The 14,320-nt window shown below is 61.9% G+C and carries 15 protein-coding genes; 8 read left to right on the top strand and 7 right to left on the bottom strand.

What is annotated here, in order from left to right:
* Positions 1–40: 40 nt before the first annotated feature.
* The 4 genes from ASE26_RS29175 to panC are packed head-to-tail and all read left to right on the top strand — an operon-like array spanning position 41 to position 3,098.
* Positions 41–1,048 (top strand): porin, encoded by a 1,008-nt coding sequence (locus ASE26_RS29175; protein ID WP_055936129.1) that lies wholly within the window; start codon positions 41–43, stop codon positions 1,046–1,048.
* A gap of 17 nt (positions 1,049–1,065) precedes the next feature.
* A complete protein-coding gene (locus ASE26_RS29170) occupies positions 1,066–1,308 on the top strand; it encodes a DUF3460 family protein (RefSeq protein ID WP_307147164.1) in 243 nt (80 codons plus the stop codon).
* 20 nt (positions 1,309–1,328) lie between these two features.
* Complete coding sequence (locus ASE26_RS29165) at positions 1,329–2,249, top strand: ScpA family protein (protein WP_055936123.1); 921 nt, start codon at positions 1,329–1,331, stop codon at positions 2,247–2,249.
* Positions 2,250–2,258: 9 nt separating this feature from the next.
* The gene (gene panC / locus ASE26_RS29160; RefSeq protein WP_055936121.1) at positions 2,259–3,098 is read left to right on the top strand and encodes a pantoate--beta-alanine ligase; all 840 of its coding nucleotides are present in this window, start codon (positions 2,259–2,261) and stop codon (positions 3,096–3,098) included.
* Between the two features lie 7 nt (positions 3,099–3,105).
* Here panC and ASE26_RS29155 read toward each other — a convergent pair whose 3' ends face one another.
* Positions 3,106–3,360 carry a hypothetical protein gene (locus tag ASE26_RS29155; RefSeq protein ID WP_055936118.1) on the bottom strand — a complete coding sequence of 85 codons (255 nt, stop codon included), beginning with the start codon at positions 3,358–3,360 and terminating at the stop codon, positions 3,106–3,108.
* Between the two features lie 206 nt (positions 3,361–3,566).
* Here ASE26_RS29155 and ASE26_RS29150 point away from each other — a divergent pair, with 206 nt between their 5' ends.
* Genes ASE26_RS29150 through ASE26_RS29135 form a run of 4 tightly spaced genes read left to right on the top strand, consistent with a single transcriptional unit; the run spans position 3,567 to position 8,175 of the window.
* Positions 3,567–4,766, top strand: a complete 1,200-nt coding sequence (locus tag ASE26_RS29150) for an exo-alpha-sialidase (protein WP_082507539.1) — start codon at positions 3,567–3,569, stop codon at positions 4,764–4,766.
* Positions 4,763–5,416, top strand: a complete 654-nt coding sequence (locus ASE26_RS29145) for a hypothetical protein (protein WP_055936115.1) — start codon at positions 4,763–4,765, stop codon at positions 5,414–5,416. The genes ASE26_RS29150 and ASE26_RS29145 overlap by 4 nt, the downstream gene beginning before the upstream one ends.
* The gene (locus ASE26_RS29140) at positions 5,403–6,206 is read left to right on the top strand and encodes a hypothetical protein (RefSeq protein WP_055936113.1); all 804 of its coding nucleotides are present in this window, start codon (positions 5,403–5,405) and stop codon (positions 6,204–6,206) included. Before ASE26_RS29145 ends, ASE26_RS29140 begins: the two co-directional genes overlap by 14 nt.
* 4 nt (positions 6,207–6,210) lie before the next feature.
* Positions 6,211–8,175 carry an LTA synthase family protein gene (locus tag ASE26_RS29135; protein ID WP_057247392.1) on the top strand — a complete coding sequence of 655 codons (1,965 nt, stop codon included), beginning with the start codon at positions 6,211–6,213 and terminating at the stop codon, positions 8,173–8,175.
* Positions 8,176–8,223: 48 nt separating this feature from the next.
* On the opposite strand, the gene ASE26_RS29130 is transcribed toward ASE26_RS29135, so the two are convergent.
* From ASE26_RS29130 to ASE26_RS29105, 6 genes are all read right to left on the bottom strand, one after another.
* Complete coding sequence (locus ASE26_RS29130) at positions 8,224–9,435, bottom strand: EAL and HDOD domain-containing protein (protein ID WP_057247391.1); 1,212 nt, start codon at positions 9,433–9,435, stop codon at positions 8,224–8,226.
* Positions 9,436–9,511: 76 nt separating this feature from the next.
* Positions 9,512–9,901: a chemotaxis response regulator CheY gene (gene cheY / locus ASE26_RS29125; protein ID WP_028104141.1), complete on the bottom strand. Its 390-nt coding sequence runs from the start codon at positions 9,899–9,901 to the stop codon at positions 9,512–9,514.
* Positions 9,902–10,022: 121 nt separating this feature from the next.
* Positions 10,023–11,102: a chemotaxis response regulator protein-glutamate methylesterase gene (locus ASE26_RS29120; RefSeq protein WP_055936098.1), complete on the bottom strand. Its 1,080-nt coding sequence runs from the start codon at positions 11,100–11,102 to the stop codon at positions 10,023–10,025.
* Positions 11,103–11,119: 17 nt separating this feature from the next.
* A complete protein-coding gene (gene cheD / locus ASE26_RS29115; RefSeq protein WP_200953849.1) occupies positions 11,120–11,740 on the bottom strand; it encodes a chemoreceptor glutamine deamidase CheD in 621 nt (206 codons plus the stop codon).
* Positions 11,721–12,569: a CheR family methyltransferase gene (locus ASE26_RS29110; RefSeq protein WP_055936092.1), complete on the bottom strand. Its 849-nt coding sequence runs from the start codon at positions 12,567–12,569 to the stop codon at positions 11,721–11,723. Before ASE26_RS29110 ends, cheD begins: the two co-directional genes overlap by 20 nt.
* Before the next feature lie 29 nt (positions 12,570–12,598).
* Positions 12,599–14,302: a methyl-accepting chemotaxis protein gene (locus tag ASE26_RS29105; RefSeq protein ID WP_057247390.1), complete on the bottom strand. Its 1,704-nt coding sequence runs from the start codon at positions 14,300–14,302 to the stop codon at positions 12,599–12,601.
* Between the last annotated feature and the right edge of the window lie 18 nt (positions 14,303–14,320).

Genomic DNA, 14,320 nt, shown 5'->3' with positions numbered 1-14,320 from the left:
CGCAGCACGAGGCCTAAACAACAATATTAAGAAGGTATTCATGAAACGACTGCTCCCAGCCATCACCCTCCTCCTTCCTGTCGCTGCGTCGGCGCAAACCCAGGTTACGCTCTACGGCGTCGTCGACGCCTACGCCGGCCGTACAGCCACCGCCAGCGCCCCGCAAGCCGTCAACGCCGTCAACAGTGGCGGCATGATCACTTCCTACTACGGCTTTTCCGGTACGGAAGCACTGGGCGGCGGCCTGAAAGCCCAGTTCCAGATCGAAGGCTTTTTCCGCGGCGATACCGGCGAAGCGGGACGCTTCCCCGGCGAGGCGATGTTCGCCCGCAATGCCAACGTTGGCCTGGCCGGTGAGTTCGGCATGTTGCGCATGGGCCGCATCGCCAACCCCTTGTTTGTCGCCGCCGGGCAGATCAACCCTTTTGGTCCCTCGACCCGCTTTTCGCCACTGATCAACCAGATTTACACCGCTGCCGGCGGCAATGCGACGCTGGGCGATACCGGCTGGAGCAACTCGATCCAGTACGCCTCGAACCCGGTGCATGACACCACCTTCGTCGCCCAATACTCGCTGGGCGAGCAGCCGGGTGCGCACAATAACAACTGGGCGGCCGTCGCAAAATACGTCGGCAAAGAGCTGGCTGTGACGGCAGGCGCGGTCAATGTGCGCTTTGGCCCAGGCTTGAGTGCGGCCGTGCCGGAACAGCGTACTTACCTTGCCGCGGCCTCCTACGACTTCAAGGCGATCAAGCTGTTCGCCTCCTATTCCGACCACCATGCCAAGGTCAGCGAACGCGATGCCCATTCCGTACAGGCCGGCTTCACTGTGCCAACCCATGGCGGCGCGGGGCGCTGGATGGTGGCCTGGTCGCGCCTGACCGAAGAAGCCAAGGTGGTACCTGAATTCCATCGCGACACCGCTGCAGCCGGCTACGATTACAACCTTTCGCCTCGTACGGACGTGTATGCGGTACTGCTGTACGACAAGATTAGCAACGCTAGCAAGGGAAATACCTACGTCGCTGGCATTCGGCATCGTTTCTGAAGAGAAAAGACGGTAAAATGTCCGTTGCTGAACCCAGTTATTTTCACGATATGAAATTCCTCAAGCAGAACCACAAATACGAATCCGACCATTCCTTGTTCATCAAGGACCTCAAAGCCAAGAACCCGGAAATGGAAGCAGGCCAGCAAGCCGGCCGCGCGATCCTGTGGGACAAGCCTTCGACCTCGCTGGACGACCAGGCCCGTAACAAGGCTTCGTCGGTCAAGCAACAGGCTTACGTGTACCAGAACAAGGTATAAGAGCCGGGACGGCACACAGCATGTCGCCAAAAGACGCGGTGGACGATCAGGCCGAACAGGCTGAACTGGCCGTCGCCGCGGACTTGCCGCCTGACGCAGGCGGACCAGGCAGCGGCGCGGAAGACGCGCCACCCGAAGCAAGCGCCCCGGCGGAAGCCGACGGCGCCGCTTTTGCACGCCTGTATGGCGAGCCGGTGCTCAAGCTGCCGAACGACCTGTATATCCCGCCCGACGCGCTGGAAGTCATCCTCGAAGCGTTCGAGGGCCCGCTGGACTTGCTGCTGTACCTGATCCGCAAGCAGAACTTCAATATCCTCGACATCCCGATGGCCCAGGTAACGCTTCAATACCTGAGTTATGTCGAAGAGATCCGCAAGACCAACCTGGAGCTGGCGGCGGAATACCTGCTGATGGCGGCCATGCTGATCGAGATCAAGTCGCGCCTGCTGCTGCCGCAGCGCCAGCACGACCTCGACGTGGAAGCGGAAGACCCGCGCGCGGAACTGGTGCGCCGCCTGCTCGAATACGAGCAGATCAAGCTGGCCGCCTACGACCTGAACACCCTGCCCCAGGTCGGCCGCGACTTCGTGCGCACCCAGGTCTTCATCGAGCAAAGCCTGGTGCCGACCTGGCCGGAAGTTGAGGTGGTCGACCTGCAGGACGCCTGGCGCATGCTGATGAAGCGCGCTACGCTGAAGCAGCACCACAAGATCACCCGCGAGGAGCTGTCCGTGCGCGAGCACATGACCTCCATCCTGCGCAAGCTGCAATCGAGCCGTTTCATCGAATTCACCGAGTTGTTCAACCCGGAATCGCCGCCCCCGGTGGTGGTGGTGAACTTCGTCGCGATGCTCGAGCTGGCCAAGGAAACCCTGATTGAAATTACCCAGGCGGAGCCATTCGCACCGATTTACGTGCGTCTTGCGTATTCGCCTGCCTGACTAAAAACTATGAAAATCATCTCCAATATCGAAGAACTGCGCGACCAGCTCAGTGGCCAGTTACGCACGGCATTCGTCCCGACCATGGGCAACCTGCATGAAGGCCACCTGTCGCTGATGCGCCTGGCCCGCAAGCACGGCGACCCGGTCGTGGCTTCCATTTTCGTCAACCGCCTGCAGTTCGGCCCGAACGAAGACTTCGACAAATATCCGCGCACCTTCCAGGCTGACGTGGAAAAACTGGAGAAAGAAGGCGTCTACGTGCTGTTCGCGCCGACTGAAAAGGATATGTACCCGGAGCCGCAGGAATACCGCGTGCAGCCGCCGGACGGCCTGGGCAATACGCTGGAAGGCGAGTTCCGTCCCGGTTTCTTCGGCGGCGTCTGCACCGTGGTGACCAAGCTGTTTTCCTGCGTGCAGCCAAAAGTAGCGGTGTTCGGCAAGAAGGACTACCAGCAGCTCATGATCGTACGCAACATGGCGCGCCAGCTTGGCATGCCAACCGAGATCATCGCCGCCGAAACCTACCGCGCGGATGACGGCCTGGCCCTGTCCTCGCGCAATATGTACCTGTCGGCCGGCGAACGCGCCGAGGCACCGGCGCTGTACCGCGTGCTGAACCAGGTGGCAGACGACGTGCGCGGCGGCCACCTCGACGTATTCCAGCTTGAGCACAAGGCAATGGACGAACTGGCTGCGCGCGGCTGGAAGCCTGACTACATTTCGATCCGCAAGCGCAACGACCTGCAACCGCCAAACGCCGGCGACCTGGCGCAAGGCGAAAAACTGGTGGTGCTGGCCGCCGCCAAACTCGGCACCACCCGCCTGATCGACAATCTCGAGATCTGAGCGGCTCTTACCGCAGCGCCTCGGCGACCTGGTCGCCGAATTCCAGCCCATGCAATTGCGAAGCCAGCTGGATGGTGCGCATCGCACATAACTCGACAGCAGGCGAACCCGGCTCTTGCATGCAGCGGCTTTGATGCGATACCGCAAACTCTTCAGCCTGTGCGCTGGTGCCATGCGCAGAAGCCAGCGCTGCCACCAGCGCAATCCAAATTGCCACCTGTACCTTGAGCGACGACGTCCAGCAGTAACGTACGAAGAACATGGCGCCTCCTGTAGCTAGAGTGGTTCCGATGCTACGCAGACAATATTTCCGCTTAATGACTCCAACCGTTGATTTAGCGCAACTGGTTTATTGCTAACTTTTAAACGCTCGATCAGAAAATTCCCACAATTGCTTTCTTTATTGTAGGATGCTCCTCTTGTGAATTTTCATTTGCAGACTGACCTTCAGTATATAGGAATAACAGGATGGAATTCCGCTTGGGCGCTAGCGCCATTACCACGGCTGACAGCACTCAAGACCGAAGCAGCAGCGCATCACTTTTAGTCAAGGTGTTATGCGTCGCAATCCTCGTCATTGCCGCCGGGGCCGAATACAAGCGCTGGATCAACACGCGCCAGACCAGCTCGGCCATGCTGTTTGTCCCCGCCCAGCCGGGCAAGGTGAAATTCATCCCCCGTTCCGCCACGCTGTTGCCCAGGCCGCCTAACGCCCCATCCGCGCATTCCAGCGCCATGACGCCGCTGCCTGGCGGCCGCATGGCTGCATTCTGGTGGGCCGGCAGCCGCGAAAGCGGGCCAGACGTCAAGGTCTATTCCTCGCATTGGGAAAATGGCAAGTGGAGCCAGCCGTGGGAAGTGGCCAGCCGCGAGTCGCTGTCGGCCGCCCTTGGCTACGGCGTCCGGCGCGTCGGCAACCCGGTTGCCTGGGGGGCCGCCGACGGGCGCATCAACCTGTATGTAGTGGCGACCGGCCTGGGCGGCTGGGCCGCCTCGCGCATCGTCCAGATGGTATCCGATGACCTGGGCAAGAGCTTCACGGTCAAGCGCGTGCTGCCGATGTCGCCGCTGTTCAATACCAGCATGCTGGTCCGCACGACGCCGGTTGCCCTGGCCGATGGCGGCTGGCTGCTGCCTGCCTATTTTGAAATGGGCATCAAATATCCGCTGATGCTGGCCTTCGACCAGAACGGCGATCCGCGCTGGATCTCGCGCATCGGCAGCCGCATTTCGACGCTGCAGCCAACCATCGTCCCCTTCTCCTCTTCCGAAGTGCACGCCTGGATGCGCGATTCGAGCGGCGAGCAGCGGGTGCAGCATGCGCGCAGCAGCGACGGCGGCGTCAATTGGGACGACCTGCCCGCACTCTCCCTGCCGAACCAGAGTACTTCCCTCAGCGCGCTGCGCCTCAGCAACGGCAGTATCGCCTTGCTGCATAACCATATCGTGCCCGGCGGATCCGACCGCAATGTGCTGCGCCTGTCGACCACCGACGACGGCCGCAACTGGACGCACGTCACCGACATCGCCCACGGCAGCGCCGGCGAAGAATTTTCCTATCCCGACCTGCACCAGGTTGGCGATGAGCTGCACATCACCTATACCTCGCGCCGCGAAGCGATCGCGCACCATGTGATCGACCTGGATTTCAAAGGGGGCGCGGAATGACCCTTCCTGACCTGCTGCTGCAAAACACGTATGGCAAGGTGGCATGGGGCATCGTGCTCGCCACCTTGCTTGTCAGCCTGCTGCCGGCTTCGCGCCAGCTTTCGCGGCGGGCAACAGCCCTGCTGCTGGGCTTCATGATCGTAGTGACGCTGTTGCCTGGCAAGCTTTCGCCGGCTTACTGGATTGCCCTCGCGCTGCAGTGGCCGAGCGGATTGCTGGCCGGCCTTTGCCTGGTGCGCCTGGCCCGGCCCTGGCGGCCGGCAGCCGCTGCCGGCGTCATGCCCGTGGCCCTGGCCTGCACGATCGCGCTGTTCGGCACCGTCCTCTATCTTGACGCGCTGGGCCTGATCTCGCTCAGCCTGTATTTCTGGGGCTTCGGCCCGCGCGGGGCGCCACTGTTCGCATTGGCCGTCATGGTGCTGTGCGCGGCCTGGATCGTCCAGGGCCGCTGGCGGCCGCAAGCCTTTGCTGCGCTGGCTGCCCTCACCCTGTTCACCTTGCTGCGCCTGCCCACCGGGAACCTGTGGGATGCACTGCTCGATCCCATGCTCTGGCTCTGGGCCGTGCTGACGCTCGCCATCCGGGCCTGGCGCAAGCGGGAACGCAATTCTGCAACAAACAATCAAGGAGTAGTCAGTGTTAAACCGTAAATGGTATTCGCATCCGGTCCTGTTGACCGGCATCGCCATCAATATTTTCGCGCTGCTGCTGGCAGTGTCGGTGAAGAATTCGCCGGAACAACTGATGCGCGTACTGACCGAAGACGGCATCGTCGAATGGCTGCAGTTCCTGTGCTTTGCCATGACTGCGGGCCTGCTGGTGTTTGCCGCCATTGAGCGCTGGAAGCGCAACGGCTTCGACCTGGCTACCCTCGGCATGCTTGGCCTGGGCCTGCTGGTGGCCGCCGCGGCAATGGAAGAGATCAGCTGGTTCCAGCGCATCCTGCATGTGCAATCGTCCGAATTTTTCCAGCATAACAACCGCCAGGGCGAAACCAACCTGCATAACCTGGCCATCGGCAAGGGCGGCAGCATCCACAAGACCATCATGCTGAAGATGATCCTGCTGGCCGGCCTGACCCACAACGTGATCCTGCCGCTGCTGGCGCGCAGCCGTCCTGCCGTGCGCAATTTCGTCGAGAAGTTCGGCGTCTACCTGCCGCCGCTGCCTGTCTCCGTCATCTACCTGGTGCTGGTGGCGCTGTCGCACGTGCTGATCGACCATCCGCGCAAAGGCGAGCTGGGCGAACTGTTCGGCGCGGTGCATTATATGTCCACCATCTTTGCCGCCTACTTCCTCGGCTTTGGCTACGGCCAGCCGGCAGTATTCCAGCAGACGGCGGAAGCGCGCCTGGTGGATAAGCTGTTCAGCTGCGTAATGGCATTCCTGCTGCTGACCGCCTGGCTGCTCAGCGCCGGCGCCGGCGCCATGATGGGCTGACAACATGAACCGCGCTGCAGCCCGCCTTGCCCGCCTGACCCAATGGGCAGGCCCTTACGCTACCCTGGTGCAGATGGTGCTTGCCGGGCTGGTGATCCTTTCGCTCTCGCGCCTTGGCCTGGCCGCCTGGCAATGGGAGCGCGTCAGCGCCACCGGCATCCTGGGTGAGATGCTGGTGCAAGGCGTACGCGCCGACCTGATCCTGCTCGGCTACCTGCTCGCGCTGCCGCTGGTGCTGGCGCCTTTCCTGGCCCAGCGCTATTCGGCGCGCGCATGGAAGCTGTTCACCGTGACCTGGGCCAGCCTGGGGCTGCTGTTCATCATCTTCATGGAACTGTCCACGCCGCAGTTCATCATGCAATACGATTTCAGGCCGAACCGCCTGTTCATCGAATACCTGTCCTATCCGAAGGAAGTCGCCGCCACGCTGTGGAACGGTTTCCGCCTCGCGGTGATTCTTGGCGTCAGCGGCACCGTCCTGCTGAGCGTGCTGGTGTTCCGCCTGCTGAAGTCGGCGTCCGCCGGCACCGGCATGTGGTCGCCCAAGCTGGTGCTGCTGACCTGGCCGCTGCTGGTGCTGCTGGTCGGCTTCCAGATCCGCTCCACCACCGAGCACCGCCCGGCCAATCCGGCGACGTTCGCGCTGACCGGCGATGCCATGGTCAATTCGCTGATCATCAATTCGCCATGGTCGGTCATCGATGCCATCGCCTCGATGCGCAAGGAGGCCAATTCCTCCGAGATCTACGGCAAATTCCCGCGCGAGAAAGTGTTCCCGGCAGTGACGTCGGCGCCATGGCTGCGCGATTACCAGTTCACGCAAGCGGAACTGCCAACCCTGCATGCGCAACAAGCCGCCATCCAGCGCGACAAGCCGCTCAACCTGGTGATCGTGCTGGAAGAGAGCCTGGGCGCCACCTTCGTGCAATCGCTGGGCGGCCTGCCGGTCACGCCGGAGCTGGAAAAACTGAAGAACGAAGGCTGGTGGTTCGAGCAGCTGTATGCCACCGGCACCCGTTCGGTGCGCGGCATTGAAGCTGTCGTCGCGGGCTATGCGCCGACCCCGGCACGCAGCGTCGTCAAGCTCTCGCTGGCACAGCAGAACTTCTATACGCTGGCACTGGGCCTGGGCAAGCAGGGCTACCACACTGAATTCGTGTACGGCGGCGAGGCGCACTTCGACAATATGCGCAGCTTCTTCACCGGCAACGGCTTCCAGAACGTGGTCGACCGCAGCGAAATGCAGCCGAAGTTTGTCGGCAGCTGGGGCGCATCCGATGAAGACCTGTTCGACAAATCGCTGGAGCGCCTGAAACAGCTGCATGCGCAGAAGAAGCCCTTCTTCAGCCTGATTTTCAGCTCCTCCAACCACGAACCGTTTGAATTCCCGGATGGCAAGATCGAGCTGCACGACCCGGCCAAGCAGACCGTCAACAACGCCGTCAAATATGCCGATTACGCGCTCGGCAAGTTCATCGCCGAGGCGAAAAAGCAGGATTACTGGAAGGATACGGTGTTCCTGATCGTGGCCGACCACGACAACCGCGTGTACGGCAACAGCCTGATGCCGATCAAGAAGTTCCACATCCCGGGCCTGATCCTGGGGGCGGACGTGGCGCCGAAACGCATCACGACCCTGGCCAGCCAGATCGACCTCGGCCCTACCCTGCTGTCGATGATCGGCATTTCCAGCACGCACCCGATGATCGGCCGTGACTTCGTCAAGGACAGCACCACCCCGGGCCGCGCGATCATGCAGTTCGATAACTACTTCACCTGGCTCGAAGGCGACACCGCAACCATCCTGCGCCCAAGCCAGGAGCCGCTGATCGGCCGCTACGACTTCGCCAAGGGCGAGCTGCAGCTGACCGATACCAGGCCAACCCAGGCCCAGGTCGACCAGGCCATGGCGCACGTGATCGCGCCTTCGCTGCTGTACCGCGAACAGCGCTACCGCTTGACCAAGTAATTTTTCGGTGGGGAATGGAGCGCCCGGCAACGGGCGCTCCAGCGCTGCTTACGCCGTGACGCTCTGGGTCCAGGCCAGGGCCGACAGGTGGGCCTTGTTGACGTCTTCCGGCGTCAGCGACAGCGAATCGGCCAGCGAGCTGACCAGGTTCGAATTCAGTTCGCAAGCTTCGGCCAGTGCCAGGAACGGGCCGTACTTGCCGCCGCGCGTCAGCAGCGCCTTGACCACTTCGTCGTTCAGCTGGATCTCTTGCAGCACATCCTTCATCGGGATGCCCAGCAGGCGGTCCAGCAGCGAGAACATGCCGGCTACGAAGATATTCTCCGCATCAGCCTTGCCCAGTGCCTTCTGGCCCAGCAATTCAGCCAGGCGGCCGCGCACCACGGCAGTTTCCAGCAGCACCGGCGAGAAGCCGGAGGTGGAAGCGGTCGCCAGCAGCAGCGTCAGCCAGCGGTACATCGGCTGGTAGCCCAGCAGCTGGATCGCCTGTTTCAGCGATTGCACTTCACGCCCGGCGCCAAAACCGGCCGAGTTGATGTACTTCAGCAGCTTGTACGACAGGGCCGCATCGCGCTTGAGCACGCTTTCCAGCTGGACCACGTCGGCATTGGCATTCACCATCTGCATCAGTTGCAAGATGATGGTCTGGGAAGGATTCAAACCCTGCCCCTCGCTGCCCGGACGCGGGGTCAGGTGCAGCTTGCCGACAAAGGCATCCAGCCCCAGGGCGGCGCAGGCATCGAAATCGGACCAGGTGGTGACCGGCCGGCCCACCATGCGGATATTGGACGTCTTCAGCAGCGAATAGGCGCGCGCCTGCGCGGCCACATCGGCGCCGGTAAAGCGTACTTCGACATACGAACAAATGGTGCCCAGGCGGCTGCCCACGCGCGCCAGGTCGGCTTCGCGCAGCAGGATGCCGACTCCGCCGGCACGCAGGCCCTGCACGGCCGCCAGCGTGGTCGGATTGGCCAGCTCGGAGGTTTTCAGCGACAGCACGGTGTGCTCGGGCGGCAGGTCGAACATGGAATCGGTCGACAGCATGCCCGGCACGGCTTGCAGGAACAGGGTCTTCTGTTTCAGCAGCCAGCCGTGTTCGGGGTGATTCACCTGGCCGGCAACGAAACCGACCAGGCCCTCGAGTTCTTCCAGGGAGGGCACATGGGTCGCAGCTTCCTGCTGCCATGTAAGTTCGTAGCCGACCACGCGCTGCTCGGGATCGAGCAGGGGTTCACGAACCAGGAAATGTGACTGATGCATACGTGGTCTTATGCTTGATTCGGGAGGGAACGGCGGCGGCCAGGGCCGCCACCGCAAATTACTTGTAAAGCCGGGATCAAGCGCCGAGCTTTTCGAAAATCTTGTTCAGCTTTTCATCCAGGGTGGCCGCGGTGAACGGCTTCACCACATAGCCGTTGGCGCCTGCCTGCGCAGCCGCGATGATGTTTTCCTTTTTGGCCTCGGCGGTCACCATCAGCACCGGCAGCTTGGCCAGCGCCGGGTCGGCACGAATGTTCTGCAACATGGTCAGGCCATCCATATTCGGCATGTTCCAGTCGGAGACCACGAAGTCGAATTGCTCCGCGCGCAGTTTAGCCAGCGCCATCACGCCGTCTTCCGCCTCGTCCACGTTGGCATAACCCAGTTCCTTCAAGAGATTTCGCACGATGCGGCGCATCGTCGAGAAATCGTCAACAACCAAAAATTTCATCTTTGGATCAGCCATGAATTGCTCCGTTGTTTCTACTTACGCGGTTATTAATTAAAGTGGTGTACCCAGCAAGTTGTAGGATAGCATTTTCGTTGCTCCAAGGCGAACTAACTACCCCAAAACTGTCAATCACGTGTCAAACGCGCAATGCACGCGAGCCATGCTGCGCAAGATAACCCAATACCATCCCGGGCAGCGCCGGCAAGGCGCCGACTTCGTGCGTTGCACCAACGGCAATCGCCTCGCGCGGCATGCCGAACACCACGCAGCTGGCTTCGTCCTGCGCGAAATTATACGCCCCGGCGTTCTTCATCTCCAGCATGCCTGCCGCACCGTCCTTGCCCATGCCGGTCAGGATCACCCCAACCGCGTTTTTACCGGCATTCTGGGCTGCCGAACGGAACAGCACATCGACCGATGGGCGGTGGCGGTTGACCGGCTCGCCCTGGTCCAGCCTGGTCATGTAGTTGGCGCCGGAACGGGTCAGCAGCAGGTGCGAATGGCCCGGCGCGATATAGGCGTGGCCTGGCAGCACGCGTTCATTGCCCTGCGCTTCCATGACCGAGATCTTGCACAGCGAATCGAGGCGCTTGGCAAACGATTTGGTAAAGCCTTCCGGCATGTGCTGGGTGATCAGGATGCCCGGGCAATCCGACGGCATTTGCATCAGGAACTCGCGGATGGCTTCCGTGCCGCCCGTTGACGCGCCGACAATAATCAGTTTTTCCGAAGACATCAGTGGGTTCCGTAATTGCGGCAGCGTCGTGCCGCCCTCGCCTGCCGCGCCGGCAGCAGGCAGGGTGCGGGCGCGGACCCGGGCCTTGGAGGCGGCGCGGATCTTGTCGGAGATCAGGTCGGCGTATTCGCGCATGCCGGACTGGATCGAAATCTTGGGCTTGGTGACGAAATCGACCGCGCCCAGTTCCAGCGCACGCAGCGTGATTTCCGAGCCGCGCTCGGTCAGCGAAGACACCATCACCACCGGCATCGGCCGCAAGCGCATCAGGCGTTCGAGGAAGTCGAGGCCATCCATCTTCGGCATCTCGACATCCAGCGTCAGCACGTCCGGGTTGGTCTGCTTGATCAGGTCGCGCGCCACCAGCGGGTCGGGCGCCACGCCCACCACTTCCATGTCCGGCTGGCTCTTGATGATCTCCGTCATCACGCTGCGGATCAGCGCGGAGTCGTCGCAAATCAGGACTTTGATCTTGTTCATTATGTACACCTGGTTTCTTAAAACAGCTCGACCTCGCCCGCCACCGGTTTGGCCTTGAGGCGGTTGGCGTAGTCGTTTTCACGCTGCGCCAGGGTGTCGTTATGGGTTTGCATCAGTTTCTTGACCAGCACCTTGCCGGTCTTGGGGAAAAAGTAGACCTTGCGCGGGTAAATGTCGCACAGGTCTTCCGCCATGATGCGGATCTTCTCGTTCTTCAGGAAGCTTTGCACGAAGGCGGCATTGCGTTCGCCGACGTTGATCGCGGTGAAGCCTTTCAGCACCGCGCCGCCGCCGAACACCTTGGCCTCCAGGTTGTCGCGCCGCGCGCCGGCCTTCAGCAGGTCGTTGATCAGCACTTCCATCGCATACGTGCCGTAGCGCGCCGAGGCGGAAACCGGGCTGCCGGCATCGGAGCCGCCGTCCGGCAGCATGAAGTGGTTCATGCCGCCCAGGCCGGTCAGCCGGTCGCGGATGCAGGCCGACACGCAGGAGCCGAGCACGGTCACGATCAGCATGTCCTTCTGGGTGTAGTAGTACTCGCCCGGCAGGATCTTCGCCGCGTCGCAGTCGAAGGTCCTGTCGTAATAGACATTGGTTGCGAATTGTTCTTTATCCATGTCATGCCCTCTTGCGCTCATCGAGTTCGTAGACAGTCTTACCGCGCAACTTCAAAGCGTCCGACACGTAAAGGAAGTTCTCGGAATGGCCGGCGAACAGCAGGGCATCCGGTTTCATCAAGGGCACGAAGCGCGACAGGATCTTGCGCTGCGTTGCCTTGTCGAAGTAGATCATCACATTGCGGCAGAAGATCACGTCGAAGCCGGGACGAATATCCCATCTCTCGTCCAGCAGGTTGACCTGCCGGTAGGTGATCAGCGAGCGCAGTTCCTGCCGCACGCGCGCCATGCCTTCGTTGGCGCCGCGTCCTTTCATGAAGAAGCGGCGCTGCTGCTCGGGCGACAGCTTGTCGATCCGCTCCATCGGGTAGACGCCGTTGGCGGCCGTGGCCAGCACATTGGTGTCGATATCGGTGGCCAGGATATGCACCGGCGGCGTCAGCGTGTTGAAGGCTTCGCAGCAGGTGATGGCAATCGAATACGGTTCCTCGCCGGTGGAACTGGCGGAGCACCAGATGTTGATCGGTTCCCCGCGCTTGGCCTTGAGGTGCTCGGCCAGCAGCGGGAAGTGGTGCGATTCGCGGAAAAACGACGTCAGGTTGGTGGTCAGGGCATTGGTGAACGCCTCCCACTCGCCGTTGCCCAGGCGCCCTGCTTCCAGGTCGTCCAGGTAGTGTACGAAACTATTGATGCCGGTGGCGCGCAAGCGTCGCGCCAGGCGGCTGTACACCATCTCCTGTTTGGAGTCGGCCAGCGCGATGCCGGCCCGCTTGTAGATCATCGCGCGGACCCGTTCAAAATCCTTGCCGTTGAAGTCAAACTCTTTCACGGTCTCTTTGGTCAGCGCCATTTTTATAGCTCTCCGCGGTTACATGGACGTTAAAACTCTTCCCAGTCGTCGCCGGATGGGGCGGCAGCCGCAAGCTTCTTCTTCGCCGGCTGCGCGGCCGGGGTGGCCGGCACTACCGCCGTGCTGCGCGCCGGCGCCGCCGGCCTGGCTTTGCGCGGCGCTGCCGCCGCACGCTTGGCGAATTCGTCGCCGGCCAGCTTGAAGATCGACACCGCCTGGGCCAGGTTGTTGGCCTGGTCCTGCATCGATTCGGCGGCGGCGGCGGCTTCTTCCACCAGCGCGGCATTCTGCTGCGTCATCTCGTCCATCTGGCCGATGGCGGCGTTGACTTCCTCGATGCCGTGGCTCTGTTCCAGGGTGGCGGCGGTGATTTCGCCCATGATGTCGGCCACCTGCTTGATCGAGGTCACGATCAGGCCCATGGTCTGGCCGGCTTCATCGACCAGGCGGCCGCCCGCATCGACCTTGTCGACCGAGTCGTCGATCAGGGCCTTGATTTCCTTGGCTGCCGCGGCGCTGCGCTGCGCCAGGTTGCGCACTTCCGATGCCACCACGGCGAAGCCGCGGCCCTGTTCGCCGGCGCGCGCCGCTTCCACCGCGGCATTCAGCGCCAGGATATTGGTCTGGAAGGCGATGCCGTCGATCACGCCGATGATGTCCACGATCTTGGTCGACGACTGCTTGATCGAGCCCATGGTGTCCACCACTTGCGACACGACATGGCCGCCCTTCACGGCCACCGAGGATGCCGATACGGCAAGCTGGTTGGCCTGGCGCGCATTGTCGGCGTTCTGCTTCACGGTGGAGGTCAGGTTTTCCATCGACGCCGCGGTTTCCTCCAGCGAAGAGGCCTGCGATTCGGTGCGGGCCGACAGGTCGGCGTTGCCGGTCGCGATTTCCTGCGAGGCGGTGGTGATGGTTTCCGTCGATGCGCGCACCTGGCCGACGGTATTGGCCAGGCTTTCGTTCATGTCCTTCAGCGCCTGCAGCAGTTCGGACGTTTCGTCCTTGCCCTCCACCGTCACTTGCGAGGTCAGTTCGCCGGCAGCCACTTTCTGCGCCACTTCCACCGCGCCCGACAGCGGACGGGTGATGGACTTGGTGATGGCCAGGGCGCACAGAATGCCGACGCCGACCGCTACCGCCGCCAGCACCACCATCCACATGGTCAGGCTGCGGTCGGCCTTGTTGGAACTTTCCTTGAAGTCGGCGACCGCCGCCTGCTGCAAATCGACCAGCTTGTTCAGCGCAGTCAGGGTCTGCTGCTGCAGCGGATCGATGCGGCCGGCAATGACTTTCGCTGCGCCTTCGGCGTTGAAGGCCATGATCTGCCCCATCGCCTCCTTGAAGGCTGCATCAACGTCGGTTTGCAGGGCGGAGATGTCGTTCACCACCTTCTTCTCGGCGTCGTTCAGGCCCAGGCTTTGCAGCTTGGTGCGCGCCGCGTCGTAGCGGGCGCGGTTGGCCTTGACCTTCTCTTCTTCCTTCTGCATCAGGCTGACGTCCGACTGCAGGCCGATATTACGCATGGCGATACCGGTTTCCAGCATTGCACTTTTCATCGACTGCGCCTGCAATTCCTTGGCACCGGAGACATCCAGGCCGGTCATCAGGGCGGACTTGTTGCGGTAGTTCAGCACGTTGGTCAGCAGCACGGTGCCGACCAGGATCAGCAGAATAATCCCGAAACCAAAACCAAGCCGGGTACCTATCTTGTATTCGCGCATGTTCATTTTGTTCTCTCCCCCTAG

It is taken from the genome of Duganella sp. Root198D2 (assembly GCF_001428585.1).
Taxonomy (GTDB): domain Bacteria; phylum Pseudomonadota; class Gammaproteobacteria; order Burkholderiales; family Burkholderiaceae_D; genus Rugamonas.
Note: the sequence above shows the minus strand (reverse complement) of the source record. Positions and strands in the feature narration are given on the sequence as shown.